General features: G+C 64.4%; 15 protein-coding genes and 1 riboswitch. Of the genes, 5 read left to right on the forward strand and 10 right to left on the reverse strand.

Annotated elements, in window-relative coordinates:
- Positions 1-270 precede the first annotated feature (270 nt).
- From A5784_RS19730 to A5784_RS19735, 3 genes are all read left to right on the forward strand, one after another.
- The gene (locus A5784_RS19730) at positions 271-942 is read left to right on the forward strand and encodes a hypothetical protein (protein ID WP_156750660.1); all 672 of its coding nucleotides are present in this window, start codon (positions 271-273) and stop codon (positions 940-942) included.
- A gap of 219 nt (positions 943-1,161) precedes the next feature.
- A riboswitch (M-box (ykoK) riboswitch) is annotated at positions 1,162-1,335 on the forward strand.
- A gap of 256 nt (positions 1,336-1,591) precedes the next feature.
- Positions 1,592-1,777: a hypothetical protein gene (locus A5784_RS38370; protein ID WP_156750661.1), complete on the forward strand. Its 186-nt coding sequence runs from the start codon at positions 1,592-1,594 to the stop codon at positions 1,775-1,777.
- A gap of 117 nt (positions 1,778-1,894) precedes the next feature.
- Complete coding sequence (locus A5784_RS19735) at positions 1,895-3,643, forward strand: NRAMP family divalent metal transporter (protein ID WP_064946589.1); 1,749 nt, start codon at positions 1,895-1,897, stop codon at positions 3,641-3,643.
- Positions 3,644-3,744: 101 nt separating this feature from the next.
- Here A5784_RS19735 and A5784_RS19740 read toward each other — a convergent pair whose 3' ends face one another.
- The 5 genes from A5784_RS19740 to A5784_RS19760 are packed head-to-tail and all read right to left on the reverse strand — an operon-like array spanning position 3,745 to position 9,877.
- Complete coding sequence (locus tag A5784_RS19740) at positions 3,745-5,313, reverse strand: class I adenylate-forming enzyme family protein (protein WP_064946590.1); 1,569 nt, start codon at positions 5,311-5,313, stop codon at positions 3,745-3,747.
- A gap of 14 nt (positions 5,314-5,327) precedes the next feature.
- A complete protein-coding gene (locus A5784_RS19745) occupies positions 5,328-6,632 on the reverse strand; it encodes an acyl-CoA dehydrogenase family protein (RefSeq protein ID WP_064946591.1) in 1,305 nt (434 codons plus the stop codon).
- Between the two features lie 33 nt (positions 6,633-6,665).
- Positions 6,666-7,499 (reverse strand): enoyl-CoA hydratase/isomerase family protein, encoded by an 834-nt coding sequence (locus A5784_RS19750; protein ID WP_064946592.1) that lies wholly within the window; start codon positions 7,497-7,499, stop codon positions 6,666-6,668.
- A 30-nt stretch (positions 7,500-7,529) separates the two neighbouring features.
- Positions 7,530-8,750, reverse strand: coding sequence for a thiolase family protein (locus A5784_RS19755; protein WP_064946593.1), 1,221 nt, complete (start codon positions 8,748-8,750; stop codon positions 7,530-7,532).
- Between the two features lie 2 nt (positions 8,751-8,752).
- The gene (locus tag A5784_RS19760; protein WP_064946594.1) at positions 8,753-9,877 is read right to left on the reverse strand and encodes a saccharopine dehydrogenase family protein; all 1,125 of its coding nucleotides are present in this window, start codon (positions 9,875-9,877) and stop codon (positions 8,753-8,755) included.
- Between the two features lie 195 nt (positions 9,878-10,072).
- On the opposite strand from A5784_RS19760, the gene A5784_RS19765 reads away from it, so the two are divergent.
- Complete coding sequence (locus tag A5784_RS19765) at positions 10,073-11,077, forward strand: helix-turn-helix domain-containing protein (protein WP_064946595.1); 1,005 nt, start codon at positions 10,073-10,075, stop codon at positions 11,075-11,077.
- Between the two features lie 36 nt (positions 11,078-11,113).
- Here the strand turns inward: A5784_RS19765 and A5784_RS19770 are convergent, their stop codons facing one another.
- Entirely contained in the window at positions 11,114-11,740 is a 627-nt protein-coding gene (locus A5784_RS19770; protein WP_064946633.1) for a helix-turn-helix domain-containing protein, read from the reverse strand.
- A gap of 112 nt (positions 11,741-11,852) precedes the next feature.
- On the opposite strand from A5784_RS19770, the gene A5784_RS19775 reads away from it, so the two are divergent.
- Entirely contained in the window at positions 11,853-12,623 is a 771-nt protein-coding gene (locus A5784_RS19775) for an IclR family transcriptional regulator (RefSeq protein WP_232006144.1), read from the forward strand.
- Here the strand turns inward: A5784_RS19775 and A5784_RS19780 are convergent.
- From A5784_RS19780 to A5784_RS19795, 4 genes are all read right to left on the reverse strand, one after another.
- Positions 12,620-13,054 (reverse strand): hypothetical protein, encoded by a 435-nt coding sequence (locus tag A5784_RS19780; protein WP_064946597.1) that lies wholly within the window; start codon positions 13,052-13,054, stop codon positions 12,620-12,622. The genes A5784_RS19775 and A5784_RS19780 overlap by 4 nt on opposite strands.
- Positions 13,051-13,884 carry an SDR family NAD(P)-dependent oxidoreductase gene (locus A5784_RS19785; RefSeq protein ID WP_064946598.1) on the reverse strand — a complete coding sequence of 278 codons (834 nt, stop codon included), beginning with the start codon at positions 13,882-13,884 and terminating at the stop codon, positions 13,051-13,053. Before A5784_RS19785 ends, A5784_RS19780 begins: the two co-directional genes overlap by 4 nt.
- Entirely contained in the window at positions 13,881-14,723 is an 843-nt protein-coding gene (locus A5784_RS19790) for an alpha/beta fold hydrolase (RefSeq protein WP_156750665.1), read from the reverse strand. The genes A5784_RS19785 and A5784_RS19790 overlap by 4 nt, the downstream gene beginning before the upstream one ends.
- 85 nt (positions 14,724-14,808) lie before the next feature.
- A complete protein-coding gene (locus tag A5784_RS19795; protein ID WP_064946600.1) occupies positions 14,809-15,384 on the reverse strand; it encodes a 3-phenylpropionate/cinnamic acid dioxygenase subunit beta in 576 nt (191 codons plus the stop codon).
- Positions 15,385-15,399: the final 15 nt, after the last annotated feature.

A 15,399-nucleotide genomic window follows, 5' to 3' on the forward strand; every position in this document is an offset into this window, starting at 1 on the left:
GATATCAGATCATTCTGATATTTACCTGTGTATCAATAGCTTTCATCGAACATCCCGGTCGTGTCCGATCGATTCCCGTGCCTCCCAACGGCTGAACACCTGTCAAGCCAGGATGTCCATGCAGGCCAAACCCAATTATCAGAATTTTTTCGCCGGGATGTAACGGTCGCGGCGTGGCTACCGATATGAATTGTGTCGATGGTGGACACCTGTGTTGGTGTCGAGCCCGCGACAACACCCGAATAATCCATGATTGGAGTGGTTATCCGCATGAGCAAGACTAGGCGTAACGGAGTTGCATTTGGCCTCGGCATGGGCGCTAGCGCGCTGCTTGCCGCCGGACTGATTCCGCTTGCGACCGCTGGCGCTGCCTGGGCCGATAACGGTGTGTCGGGTGGCGCCGACGGCGGCGTCAGCACGCCCGTCGGCGGCGGCAACGTCGAAGGCGGATCCAGCCTCCAGCTGCCGAACCCGTTCCACCCCTTCGCTCCCGCCGGAGTTTCCGGTGACACCAACGCGGGCGGCGGCGTGAACACCCCGATCGGCGGCGGCAACGTCGAAGGCGGAACCGGCGTCAACCTGCCCAACCCGCTGAACCCGTTCGCCCCTGCAGGCGTCTCGGGTGACACCAACGCCGGCGGCGGCGTGAACACCCCGATCGGCGGCGGCAACGTCGAAGGCGGAACCGGCGTCAACCTGCCCAACCCGTTCCACCCCTTCGCCCCCGCGGGCGTCTCCGGTGACACCAACGCCGGCGGCGGCGTCAACACCCCGATCGGCGGCGGCAACGTCGAAGGCGGAACCGGCGTCAACCTGCCCAACCCGTTCAACCCCTTCGCCCCCGCGGGCGTCTCCGGCAACACCGGAGTCGAAGGTGGCGTGGACACGCCGGTGGGCGACGCCGGTGTCGACGGCGGCGTGAACGCGGGCATCGGCCGCTAACGCACGCACTGAGCCAAAAGGCCAGGGACCCTTCGGGTTTCTGGCCTTTTGCGTATCCCTTTTGCGTATCAAGGAGCCTTTCGTGCGTGGGCTCACGCGGTGGCAGCGAAAGATGTTATTCGGCGGCGCTATTCGCGATCGAGGACCGCCGCGCGCGGGCCGCACGAAACCAGCGAGTCGAGTTGACGCGGGCGTTCGTGAGGGTGTACACCTGTAACGCAAGCACCTCGTTAGGCGAGGCGTCTGCATGGACAAAGGCCACTGACCCCGAACGTCGAGAGACGCCCCCGGTCAGGACAGCTCTTCCCGGCTTAAGGGTTGAGCCCAAGTGGCTTTCGGATCCCGGTCCGAATACGCCGTGCAGTGCCGAAGCTGTGACGAGAGGGGTGCATCCGGCCGCTCGGCGGTCCGATCCACTCCTGTGTGCCCGACACCGGCGCCCGCGCGCGCCACGGCCCTGAGGAGGTGAGGACGATTAGTAGTGGGGAAAGTCCCTATCCCAGTCCTATTCCGTTCCATCCGGCCAGGGCACGCGCAATTCACAGCTGACCGACGGCGCCCGACAACCCGCTTTTGCGGGTAGATCTGAGCTGCGCCAAAGCAATTGATGCTCGTGCACCGCTGGATGCTGCCCATGAGGAGAAGGCCGATGTCCTTCGTAGCAATCCACAACACATTTCGTTTCACCCGCCGGCCTCATTCGCCGACCGGCGCTATCGGCCGGCTGTGGGCCCGCCGAAATCTCACCGCACAAGAACGCGCCAACCTGCATGCGCTGACCACCACTCCTCTTGCGGTCATCACGGCCTCATTGGGCGGCCACCCGAACGCATGAACCGGCTACTCGGTAGCGGTGCAACGGTTTTCCCGCTGCACCGCCGCCGAGCCATGCCCAGCTTCACATCGCCCGCTCGGGCTCCCCCATCCACTCTCGACCTGAAAGTGACTACCGATGAGCTTCTTTGCGACGTGGCCGCGCGGCCGGACCACCGCGCAGGCCCCAACCGGTGAGGGTTCTGCAGCCCTCGACCCGGCCCACACCGGTGACATCGTCGGTGCGCTGGGCCGAATCACCAAAGGCGACAGCGCCCAAGGCCGGAGCTTCTGGCAACGGATGCGCATGCTCGCCGTCATCGTCGGACCAGGCCTCATCGTCATGGTCGGCGACAACGACGCCGGCGGGGTGGCCACCTACGCCCAAGCCGGCCAGAACTACGGCATGAGCCTGTTGTGGACACTGGCGCTGCTGATCCCGGTGCTCTACGTCAATCAGGAGATGGTCGTGCGGCTCGGCGCGGTCACCGGTGTCGGGCATGCGCGCCTCATCTTCGAGCGATTCGGCCGGTTCTGGGGAGCGTTCAGCCTCGGTGATCTGATTCTGCTGAACGCCTTGACCATCGTCACCGAGTTCATCGGCGTCTCATTGGCTTTGGGGTACCTGGGTGTCCCGAAGATCATTGCCGTGCCGGTGGCCGCGGTGCTGTTGTTCGGTGTCGTCGCCGGTGGCTCGTTCCGACGCTGGGAACGGCTGCTGTTCCTCCTGATCGCGGTGAACCTCGTCATGGTGCCGATGGCGCTGCTGGTGCATCCGAGCATCTGCACCACGGCGCACGGCCTGATCCCACAGCTGCCGGGCGGGCTCGACGCCGCCCTGCTGATGGTGATCGTCGCGATCGTCGGCACCACCGTGGCGCCGTGGCAGCTGTTCTTCCAGCAGTCCAACATCGTCGACAAGCGCATCACCCCCAACTGGATCCGGTATGCGCGCGCCGACCTGTGGATCGGCATCGCGGTCGTGATGGCAGGAGCCTTGGCCATCATGGCGACAACGGCATTCGGGTTCGCAGGCACCGATCTGGTGGGACAGTTCACCGATGCCGGCGCGGTCGCCACCGGCCTCTCAGATCACGCCGGCCGCGCAGTGGGTGTGCTGTTCGCCGTTCTGCTGTTCGACGCGTCGCTGATCGGGGCCAATGCGGTCGGCTTGGCCACGACCTACGCGGTGGGCGACGCGCTGGGCAGGCGACACTCGTTGCACTGGAAGGTAAGTCAGGCTCCGGTCTTCTACGGCGCCTACGCCGTGCTCCTGGCGGTGTCCGCGGCGCTGGCGTTCAGCCCTGACCACGTGTTGGGTCTGATCACCCTGGGCGTTCAGGTACTGGCAGGGGTGCTGTTGCCGTCGGCAACGGTGTTTCTGGTGCTGCTGTGCAACGATCGTCCGGTGCTGGGCCCATGGGTCAACAACGTCCGGCAGAACATGGCCGCGTGGACCATCGTGTGGTGCCTGGTGCTGCTGTCATTGGCGTTGACCGCGGCAACCCTGTTTCCCGATGTGTCGGCCGGCGCGCTTGAGGCCGGCCTGGGGGCGGGCGCGGTGCTCGGGATCGTCGGCGGAGCGTTCGTCATCGGGGTGTCTCGGCGTCGGCACATCCAGCGTCGGGCCCGCGCGGTGTCCTCGGAGTTCGGTGGCATCGACCCTGATGTGATCGAGGAACTCGACAGCGACGCAGCACTGTCCCGTGGCGAACGCGCAGCCGTGCGGGAGGGTGACCGTTCCTCATGGCGGATGCCCGCGTTGGCAACGCTGGACCGGCCAACCATGTCGGCGGGTCGCCGGGTCGGGCTGTCGGTACTGCGGGGCTACCTGCTGCTGGCCACGGTGCTGGTGGTGGTCAAGGTGGTGCAGGCCGGAATGTCCTGAGCACCAGTGGTGCCGGGCGCAGCGCATGCGCCCGCCCGGCACCACGGCACCGGCCCCACGCGTCAGCACCTGAAAACCGATTTCTGGCGCCCGAAGTGCACCTAGATCTGGCGGTCACGCTCCCGCCAGTACGGTTCGCGGAGGTCCTTTTTGAGAACTTTGCCGTTGGGGCTGCGGGGCAGACTGTCAACGAACACCACGGATTTGGGTGTTTTGATGCCGCCCAATATCGGTCGGCAGTAGGCCAGCAGCTCGTCTTCGGTCAGCTCGGCACCGGCGTTGAGCTCTGCGACAACGGTGACCGCCTCGCCCCAGTCCGAACTGGGCACGCCGATGACCGCGCAGTCTTGCACCGCCGGATGGCGCCAAATAACCTGCTCGACTTCACTGGGGTACACATTGAATCCGCCACTGATGATGAGGTCTTTCTTGCGGTCGGTGATGTGCAGGAATCCCTCGTCGTCGAGATGACCGATGTCGCCGGTATGCAACCAGCCGTCGACGATGGTCTCGGCCGTCTTTTCGGGTGCGTTGTAGTAGCCGTTCATCAACAAGTCTCCGCGCACGCAGATTTCGCCCGCTTGGCCGACCGGCAGGATGTTTCCCGCGTCGTCCAGGATCTCTACCCGCACCATCGGCGCCGGGCGTCCTGCCGCTGACAGTCGAGCATCCTCCGCCAGGACGCCATCGCGAAAGTGCTCTTCGGGCCGCATGTAGGCGATCGCCGTGGGTGCCTCCGCTTGCCCGTAGCCCTGCAGCATGACCGGTCCGAACACCTCGATGGCCTTGCGCAGCTTTTCGGTCGACATCGGTGCCGCGCCATAGATGAGGTATTTGAGCGAGGAGAAGTCCCGCTGCTCGATACCCGGCATCTCCAGCAGCCGGTAAATAACCGTCGGCGGCACGTACATCTCGGTAACCCGGTGTTGCTCAACGAGGTCGACCAGATGGGAGAGGTCCATGCGGTTCATCACCACGACGGTGCCGCCGCGCGCCGTGCATGGCAGGGTGAGGGTCCCCGCAGCATGCGTCATTGGTGCCGCAACGAGATTCACGATCGGCTCATCGCTAGCGTACGGAGCGGCGAACATGTGGTGCAGGGCGCTCACCGACAGGCTGCGGTGAGTGTTCATCGCGCCTTTTGGGGCCCCGGTGGTCCCCCCGGTCGGCATGACGCCGGCGATCACATCCTGCGCCGGAATATATTGGGGAACAGAAGTATCCGCTGTTTCAATGAACGACCGCAGCGCCGTGACGTCGTCAGTCGACTCGGTGAAGCCGTCACCGAGTCCGATCACCGTGCGCAGCTGCGGGAGCGCTTCGCGGATCTTGTGGGCGACGGGCAACAGTTGCTCCTGGCAGAACAACACCTGGCAGTCGAAGCCGAGCAGCATACGTTGAATCTCCTCGGACGGGCTGACCGGGTTGACCGGCACCCAGGCCATCCCTGCCCGCCACAGTCCAAGTACGCATGCCCACGCTGTGGGGTCATTGCCAGCCAGCACAGCACCATTGACCTGTCCGGTGAACCCGGCGGCCAGCAGCGCGCTGCCCACCTGGCACGACAGCTCACCGATCTCGGTATAGGTGAATTGCCGGTCGCCGGCAATGAATGCCACGCCGTCAGGGTTGGCCCGCCAGCCTCGGTCGAAAAAATCAGTCACAGCCATTGTCGCGCTCCGCCTTAGGATCCGTGCCGCGCGCTGCGGTACATCATGGACGTCAAATATCCGAATTTCATGTTCAGCAAATGGTTTTCGCCATCCTCGATGCGGGCGGCACGGGCATCCCTGAAGAGTTTCTCCATCGGGTATTCCTTGGTGAGGCCATAGCCGCCGAATAGTTGCAGCGCTTCGTCGGCGACCTCGAACCCCAGGTCCGTACAGGTCACCTTGGTGCTGCCGGTGTAGTAGGGGTGTTTGGCCGGCGAGAGCAGCGTGTATTCGGCCGCGCGCCGGGCCAGCGCACGCATGGTCTCGACTTTGCGTGCCATCGCCCCGAGGCGGGATTGCACCATCTGGTGCTCGGCCAGCAACGCTCCACCCTGCGAACGTTCATGGGTGTAGGCGACCGCGTGTTCCAACGCCGCCCGAGCCAGCCCCGTGATCATCTGGCCCATCGCCACGCCGGCGGTCGACCAGGTTGAAGCATGGCCGTGCCAGTACTCGTCTCCGAGGGAAATTGCATAACGCACCGGCACTTTGACGTTGTCGAAGAACAACTCGCCTTGTGGCAGGGAGCGTTGGCCCAACTTCTCCAACGGCTTGCCGTGAGTGACTCCGGGCAGGTCGAGCGGAACGATGACCTCAACCCCGTACGGATGGCCGTCGACGTCGAAAAAACCGTCACCGTAGTCGGCGACGATGGTCAAGATCGCCACCTGGGCAACGGCGCCGTTGGACACCCAGGCTGAGCTCTGGCCATTGATGACGATGTCGCCGCCGACGACGCGTGCGGTGAGGTTGCCTTTATTACCAGTGGCCGCCTTGGCGTGGCGTTCACCCGGGTAGAGCATGGTGCCGTCGGAGCCGCGGTCGGGCTGGGTGGCGACCCAGGCACCGATCTTGCCGGAGGTCAGCTCGACGAGTTCTTGGTTGCCGATGCGTTTGGCCATCATGTTGGGGAACGATGCGGCGGCCAGCGACACCGTCAAACCGATGTCACCCCAACCGAATTCCTCGATCACGATGGACTGCACCCGGGCCATGGCCTGCGGCGGGACGTCATCGTCCGCCGTATCGAATTCGATGCCGGATGCTGCCGCTGTGGCCATGAATTCCCAATACGGTGAGCTCGGGGCGATGGCTTGTTCCGCGGAGAGTTTGTCGATGGCAATTCCGGTTGGCCGCATCACATCCCGCGCGAAGGCGTGCATGGCCTGCTGGATGGCTCGTTCGTCGTCGGTGAGCACCTCGAACCCGCTCAGTTCGGTGTATGGCAGGTGCGGACGTACCGAGTTGAGCGTGTCACGCTCGATCTGTTGTGTCATGGTTCTTTCCTTCTGCTCGCAGCTGTCGTGGTGCTAGGTGGCGGCGGCGATGATCGCCGGCAGGTCGCGCTCGTGTTCGGCGTCCTGCATCCAGGCCAGCTGCTCGAGCGATTCTTTGACGCCGGGTACCGTTGACAGCGCCCGCAATCCGGCGTTCTCACTGGCGAATCCGCCGAATTGCGCGTCGATCATGGAGTCGTATACCGCCTTGACGACCTGATCTACTGCCGCGATGGCGGCCGCTGGGCGGGCCGCGATTCCGCGAGCAAGGGCCTCGACATAAGCGGGCAGGTCCTCGGCGGCCAGGGTCCGGTTGACAATGCCGTAGTCGGCGGCTTCCTCGCCGGTGAAATCACGCCCGGACAGGATCACTTCCGTCGCCCGGGCTGGTCCGATCTGTATCGCCAGGCGGGTGGTGCCGCCGCCGCCGGGAAGAAGGCCACCGCTGACCTCCGGGAAGCAGAACCGGCTGCGTGCGGTGGCGAACCGCATGTTGGTGGCCAGCAGGAATTCCAGTCCGGCGCCGCGGCAGATGCCGTCGACGACACCGATGGTGACCTGGGGCAGGGTCTGCCAGGTCGTGGTCAGCGCCTGTACCGCGTTGATGTCGTCGTAATTACTCTGCGGGACCGACGGATCGCCGCTGACCACCTTGACCAGGTCGTTCAGGTCGAAATGGGCGACGAAGAATTCCGGGTTGGCGCTACCGACGACGACCACTGCGGTGTCGGGATCGAAGGCGAGCGAACCCGCCAGGTCGAACAGCTCGCCGACCATCTGCACGGTCATCAGGTTGACCGGTGGGTTGTTGAAGTCGACGTACAGGATGCGTCCGTCACGCCGAATGCTCAGAGTCTGGTAGGTCATTGGTCTTCCTCGGGTTTGTGGATCGGACGTTTATATGGTGCTCAGGATGGTGACGGCGGCGACAGCCTCCTCGGGGCCGTACAGTCCACCGCCGTTCTCTGCCAGTGCGATTCGGGCACCTGGTACCTGGCGAGTGCCGCAGTTGCCGCGCAGCTGGTGGGCGAGTTCGTAGATCTGGGCCAACCCGGACGCGCCCATGGGATGGCCCTTGGATTCCAAACCGCCGGAGGGATTTACCGGAATGCGGCCGCCCAGGGCAGTCTCGCCGGATTCAGCGAGTTTGCCGCCGGCACCGATCTCGCAGAATCCGAGCATCTCGGTTTGCAGGAGCTCGCCGAATGCGGACGCATCGTGGACTTCGGCCACAGACACATCGTCGGGTCCCACACCGGCCTGCTCGTAGGCTGCGCGGGCGGCGGCCCGACTGACCGACTGTTCCCAGTCGTCCACTGCGCGAATCATTCCCGTCTGCAAGACGCTGGCCAGGATCCGCACCGGGTGCGCACCGCCCAAACGTTTGAGCCCGTCGGTGTTGCACACCACTGCGGCAGCGGCCCCGTCGGTCAACGGTGCACACATCGGCACCGTCAGCGGCCCTGCCACTGGTCGCGCGGCCAAGATGTCGGCCACCGACATCGGGGCACGGAAATGCGCCAACGGATTGGCCACGGCGTGGGCGTGGTTCTTCTCCGCGATGACCGCTAATTGATGCTGGGTGGTGCCGAAGACAGCCATGTGCGCGTGGGCCAATGCCGCGTAGACGTACATGAACAGGCTGTGCGACGGCGCGCTGACCGGCGCAGAACCGGCCAATTCGGTGAGAACGGCTCGCACACCGTCGGGGTCGTTGACGTCGACCCCGCCATCGAACACACTCAGCGCCTTGGCCTTGTCGCCGATGCTGAGTCGTTCCACCCCGACCGCAAGCGCGATGTCAGCGGCGCCGGACTTCACATGCAGCAGCGCTTGATGCAGGGCGGTAGCGCCGGTGGCGCAGGCATTTTCGACGTTGACGATAGGGACGCGGTCAAATCCCGTGGAGCGCAAGGCGATCTGTCCGCCGACGACCACCTGACCTTCCAAGACGCCCTGGCAGGTGTTGCCGAAGTAGACAGCCTGCACATCGCCACGCTGCGCTCCCGCGTCTGCCAGTGCCTCGGTCACGGCCTCGCGCGTGAGTTCTTTCACGGAGGTATCGGGCCGGACTCCGAAGGCGGTCATTCCGACCCCGGCCACCCAGACGGGGCTCATAATCACGCCACCGAGTCTTCGGTGAGTCGTGCCAGGCCGTAGGATTCCAAGGCGCCCAACAATTCTCGGTGTCCAACCAGTTCAGCCGGAGAACGGAACCCGATGCCGCTGAAGTTGTTGCCGAGCAGGCGCATCGCAATGTAGGCCTGAATGAGTCCGGTCATTTGGTATCCGCTCGTGCCGTGGATGACGGCGCGTGCGGTCACGTTGTTGCCGCGTCCGGTGCACCAATCGATGGAGCGGTGAACTTGCCGGTTCTCGCGCGGCGGGGTGACCGGTGTCATCCCAGCGGCGACCCGGTCGAGTACCGGGAACAGCTTGTCCTCGGGCAGCCACTGGAACACCACTTTGAACATCCGCTCCGCGGCCCGCACCCGAGTGGGGATGTCGCGGGCCTGGTTCTGCATGGCGACCAACATGCGGCAGTTACGCACTCGGTGGTCGTCGCGGAAGAACACGGGCATGGCGGTACCACCCCAGTTCAAACCGGGAACGACATAGCCGGTGCCGGGAACGACGATGTCCTGTTCGTAGATGCCGTCGTATTTCTTCAGCACGTTGTCTTCCAGGTAGAAGGCATCGGTGCGGATGACGTCGAAGATCGACTGCGTGGATCCGACGGTGGGCACCGCGTTGACGTATTCGCCGAGTTCGAGGGTGTCGATCCCCGGGTATTCCAGCACGATGCGTGCGGCGATATCGGGCACCGCGTACTGGATGGACACCGCAGTGGAGACGGCGGCGCCGGCAGCGGCGAACTTCGGGCCCCAGTCGTTGAGCACCGACAGGTGGTGCTTTTGTTCGCCGGCAGTGTCCAGGTAGTGACATCCGGTCCGGGCCGCGGCCTCCAGCACCGCAGGGGCGTAGCGAAGGAAAGGCCCGACCATGTTGCAGACGATGCGGCGGCCCTCGAACAGCGCGGTCAGCGAATCGACGGAGCCGTCTACTTCGGCGATCTCGTAGTCGGCGGTCTCGATGCCGGGGACTGATTTCAGGATCTCTTGCAGCTTGGCCTTGTTCCGGCCGGCCGCGACAAACGGGATGCTGTATTCGCGCAGGTATTCGGCGACCAGGCGGCCGGTGTATCCACTCGCGCCATAGATGACGACCGGGCGTGGCTCACTCACGAGGACTCCTTCATTGCAGCTGATCGATGTGGCTGACATCACTATGTCGGCGCCGATCTGTTGCTGCTTGCACGAGAGTGCGGTGATGTTTGCCTGTTTGTGCAGGCCGCGGCTGGTCCACCTGTCGGCACGGATGCTTGTCCGCGACCTGCGATTGGTGGGTTAATTAGGGATTGGTAGGTGGAGGTGTCATTTATGACAGCGACTGTGGCAGCCACGTGGTCAACACGCGGGTCGTCGGCGAGTGATGCGCCGGCAGCCTCGCCCACGGGGTTGTCGGACCTGCATGTGGCGTGGGCGTTGGCGCCGTCCGCGCGTGAGGTTCTCGACGTCTCGGCTCGCTACCGCAAGGTCGATACGCTGACCGTCGGTGAATTTCATGCCGGCCGGTTGGTAGGCCGCCGACCCGCAGTGTCCCAGCACGAGGATGTGTCGGTCGGGGTGCTGATGAACCTTTCCGGTCGGCTCAATTGCCGCTATCTAGACGGCCGCGAGTTCGTTGCCCAGCCTGGCCAGCTCATTCTCTGGGACAGCGAAACCGCACGTGACTTCGAGGTCGTCGACCCCCACCACGAGCTGTATCTCCTGCTGCCCCGCAGCCGCGTCTCGGCCGGTCTGGCCGAGGCGGCCGCCCGAGCCAGCGGCGCCATCGCCGCGGGTCCCGGCTCGGGGCTGCTCGCGGTCGCTGCCCAACAACTCGGCACCATCTACCGCGAACTCGATCAACTGTCCGACGCGGCTCTGACGATCGCGTGCCAGTCCCTGTTCGACGTGTTGGACTGCGCTCTGAGCACCGCTGAGCAGCGGCCCACGGCCAGCGCAGCACTGCTGCGTGGCGTGCGCCAGTACATCGAAGACAATCTCGATGACATCAGCTTGGGCCCATCGACAATCGCTGCAGCCCACGGCATTTCGGTGCGCACACTCCATCAGCTGTTCTCCTCCACCGGCACGACCGTAGGACGCTGGATTCGGGACCGGCGGCTCAAAGCGTGCTACCGGGCACTGTCCCACGGTGGGTCGTCCGAGACGGTGACCGATGTTGCATTCCGGTGGGGTTTCAACGACGCCGCGCATTTCAGTCGATGCTTCAAGCAGGCTTTCGGCGTCACACCGAGCAGCGTGCTGATCAACGCTCGGACCGGCGGGCCGCCGCTGCCTGCGGTGACCTCCAAACGACCCGAGCCCACCCTGAATTAGCCTGCCACCGGGTTTCGGCGCGTCAGCTGTGCGGAGTCAGTCCAGCGACACCGAAGCCGTATCGGGCCGTAACACCGGCCTGATCTGCCGTACCTGCGGCAGCGTGGTGACCATATGCGCGGTGACCCGGTCACTGATGCAGACATGCTGGTGCGGGACGTCACCGGGAAACCGCACGAAGTCGCCGGCGGACAGGTCGACAGGTTCGACCAGCGGCCCGGTTCGCAGTTTTCCGGTGATGACGTACAAGTGATGCAGGGTACCGGGCGCGTGCGGGTTGATGATTCCGGACTCGCCGCCGGTTTTCTCCAAGCGCAGCAACAATGTTCGGACATAACCGGAGCCGTAGACCTCATCGAGTAAGCGTTCGGACCAGTCAGCTCCGTCGGCCCACTGGCCTTCGTCGTGGCGCTGCACGTACACCGGAGTACCCCACTCGGTGAGCAGGCGGCGGGCCGGCAGATCCAGGGCCGCCCCAAGTAGGGCGAGGGTCTCGACCGTCGGATTTCCCGTGCCCTGCTCAATCTTGGACAAGGTCTGCTTTGATAGCCCGGAGCGCCGCGCCAACTCCCCCAGTGACATCGCCCGCTCCCGACGGAATCGGCGGACGTTGCGCGCCACCAGCTGATTCTCATCCCCGTGGCCGTCACTTTTAATAGTCATATCGTCATTATTGACGAACGGCCCGTTGTTTTGCATCATGGTCATCTAGAAGTGACGAATGGGGTACTCAAAGTGACCCCGGCGCGATGGAGGTGTCGTGATGTCCACAGCAATGGGGTCGGTCCGCGATGATCGCGCGGCGATCGACAAGGCCTTCAGTCTGCTGGTTGCGTTTGGCGATCAGGCAAGTTCGGGCCTCGGCGTCAGCGAGTTGGCCCGCCGGACCAACCTGAGCAAGTCGACCGCGTACCGGGTCCTGGGAATGCTGGAGCGCAATGACATGGTCGAGCGGATCGGGACCGCCTATCGATTGGGGTCGCGACTGCACGAACTGGGACTCGCGGTCTACGCGCCGGGCCAGGACCGGGTTCGCGACCAACTATTGCCGTATCTGACGGATCTCTTCGAATCCACCAGGCAGACCGTTCATCTGGGCGTTCTGTATGGGGACGAGGTGGTGTACCTGGCCAAGCTGTACGGCCACCGAAACATGGCTGCGCCGTCCCGCATTGGCGGGCGTTTGCCCGCGCACTGTACGGCGGTGGGCAAGGCGCTGCTGGCGTATCGACCGAGCGGCGGCCGCGTTCTGGATGGCCGTCCGCTGCCCGCGCTGACACCACGGTCGATCACTGATCCGGCGGTGCTGGCCGCCGAGCTGATTCGGATTCGCCATGAAGGGATCGCCGTGGAGCGCGAGGAAAGTCGCCCGGGAATGACGTGCGTGGCAGCACCGGTGTTCGGCCGCAACGGTCAGCCGGTGGCGGCGCTGTCTGTCGCCGCGCCACTGACCACCGATCTGCGCAAGCTCACGGTGAATCTGCGTCAGGTATCTTCCGCAGCCAGCCGGATGATGAGCCGGCCGAGTAATTTTCAGGCCAGCTAAGTTCCCGGCACCCGGTCCAGGTCGATACTGATCAGCCAATCCGCCTCCCGCACAAAGAGAATCAGTTCTGCACCGGGTACCTCAACATCGACGACGTGCCGGTAGCCGGCCGACGGCATCACCGCGATCCGGGCGTCCTCAAACGTCGCGAGAGCCACGACGACCCGTCGGCACGTGGGGTCGTCGGCCAGCAGCGCCGTGGTCAGTGCTGCGAGATGCGCACCGAACTGCGTGGACGTTGCATCACCATTCAGGCAGATCTCAACATCATGGGCACTGACCGGGTAGGCGGTACGCAGCGGGCCGTCGGCAGGCCGGCGCACGACCGCCGCAAAGATGCCGTCCCCGTCGTCGAAATGCAACGCAGTCTGCCGGTCATCCTGCGAGGCCACCGTCCAGCCCGAGCCGAGCCGCGCCAAAGGGTTGATCACAGTGCATCGCCGCCCGCTGCGCTGGCGAACCCGCGTACGCCGATCCCGCCGTCCACCGAAATCGCCTGTCCGGTAATGGGTCCGCTCTGTTCGCGGCTGGCCAACAGCACATAGGAACCGGTGAAATCCTTCGGATCGGTGCTGGAGTCGTGTAGTGGGATCGGCGGCGGCGGTGTGTCGGCAGTCTTCTTGGCGAACGACATCGCCAGCGTACGGTCTTGCAAGTTCAGCGACTCGGGCCCGCGCAGTTCGGTGTTCATCGCTCCGCACGCCACCCCGTTGACACGGACCTTCGGCGCCAGTTCGTAGGCCAGTTCCCGCATGAGGCCCAGGCAGGCATGCTTGCTCGCGGTGTAGATGGGTCCGCCGCCGTTGACGTAAAAGGACGCGTTGGACAGCGTCATGACTATGCTGCCCCTGGTTTTGACCAGCTCGCGCCACGCCGCCTCGGCGGCCAGTAGGTACCCCTTGACGTTGACGGCGAACAGTTCGTCGAAGGTCTCGCCAAGTTGTTGTCCGGTCATGCGGGTCAGCTGGCGCTGGTAATCCCAGATGCCGGCGTTGGCGACGAGCGTGTCGAGTTTGCCGAAACGCCGCACGGTCTGCTCGACTGCCTCGTGCAGTTGGTCCGAGCTACGCACATCTGCTTGGACGGCGTGCATCCTCGACGGGTCCGCACTAGCGGCCACGACAGCGCCGAGTTGGTCGAGATCACGTCCAACGATGGTGACCGATGCGCCTTCGGACACAAACCGTTCCGCCACCGCCCGACCGACGCCGGAACCGCCGCCAGTGATAAGGGCTGCGTAGTCGTTGAGCCAGCCGCTCATGGCAGTTCGGCAAGAAAGTCAGCGACCAGTCGTTCGAAGTCGCGGCGGCGTTCCAACTGCACCCAGTGCCCGCAATTGCCAAAGACATGCAGTTGCACATCACGGATCTGCTTGAGCATGATCTGCGATCCCTCCAGGGTGATTGTGCGATCATCGCGACCCCACAGCAACAGGGTCGGCGCGGTGATCCTATGCAGATCACGCCACAGCGGGTCCATGCCGTGGCGTTTGCCGAAGGCTGCGTTGTAGCGGTGGTAGAACTCGATATGGCTGGGGTCCAGGGATGCCTCGTAGCGGGCCTTGACCACCTCGGCGCCAAACTGTTTGTGGTCGAACACCATGGTTCGGATGAAGTTCGCCATCTTCTTTTCGCTCGGACCGTCACCGTTGTAGTAGCGGAACATTTCCTTCTGGCCCTCGGTCGGTGTCGGGCCGAACGGCAGCCATCCGCCGCCGGGCGCCATCAACACCAGGCCAGAGACTCGCTTTGGCTGCGCCTGTGCCATCGCGATGGCCGCCGCGCCGCCAAGGCTGTTGCCCAACAAGTGAAATCGGTCAATACCGAGGGCATCGAGGGTCTCGAAGAGCGCACCGACGGCGATCTGAGTGATCGACTCGGCCTCCAGATCAGCCTCGGTCGGCCGGTAGCTCCCCCCGAAACCCGGTTGATCAGGTAGCACCACCCGATACCGGCGCGTCAACGCCGCCAGATTCTGGTGGTAGTTACTCAGTCCGGATGCGCCGGGACCGCCGCCGTGCAGCATCACCAGCACAGGGCCGTCCCCAGCCTCGGCAACGGAAATGTCACCTCGGGACGTGGTCACAACGCGGTGGCGCACGGCGACCGATTCTGTGACGGAGGAATCGAGTTCAGCGGTGGACACGATGGTTTCCCTTGTTAGTTGGATCAGACTTCGGTTTGAGTCAGAAGAAGGTGGAGATGTTCTTGGCCTGCAGCACGCTCTGGTCAAGCAGGATCACCCGTCGCGCGACCTGCAACGAGCCGTCGCGCGTACGGCGCAAGATGTCGCTGCGCTGCCCGGCGAAAACGTTCTCTTCACGCTCAAGGCGATTGCGGTACACCAGAAACGCGGACCGGACATCGAGGTCGGCAGCACTGACGTCATCGTGGGGCCCGGGGTCGGCGTATCTGACGACGACGTTGGTCACCAGATGGCGGGTTCGTGACGGCGGGTCCTCGGCCCACGCCATGCCGGAATCGAAACGCCGGATCCGCCACGCCAGACTCTCTTTGGTCTCGTCGTAGAACGCAGCCTCCCCGCGCGCGGCGATGGACAAGGCTTGCTGTCGGCGCAACCGGTTGGTGCGCGTGGGCATCCAGTAGTCGAGATCGTCGGCCAACAGGTCCAGCCAGTCAGCGAACCGGCCGTCATCGAGCAGGTCTGCTTCCTCGAAGTAGAACTGCTCGACCTCGAAATGTACGTCGCGGTCGGCGCGCATCCCCGCGACGCCGGCGATTATTGTTGGTGTGCTTGTCATATCACGCTCTTTCCA

The sequence above is a fragment of the Mycobacterium sp. 852013-50091_SCH5140682 genome (assembly GCF_001665685.1).
Classification (GTDB): Bacteria; Actinomycetota; Actinomycetes; order Mycobacteriales; family Mycobacteriaceae; genus Mycobacterium.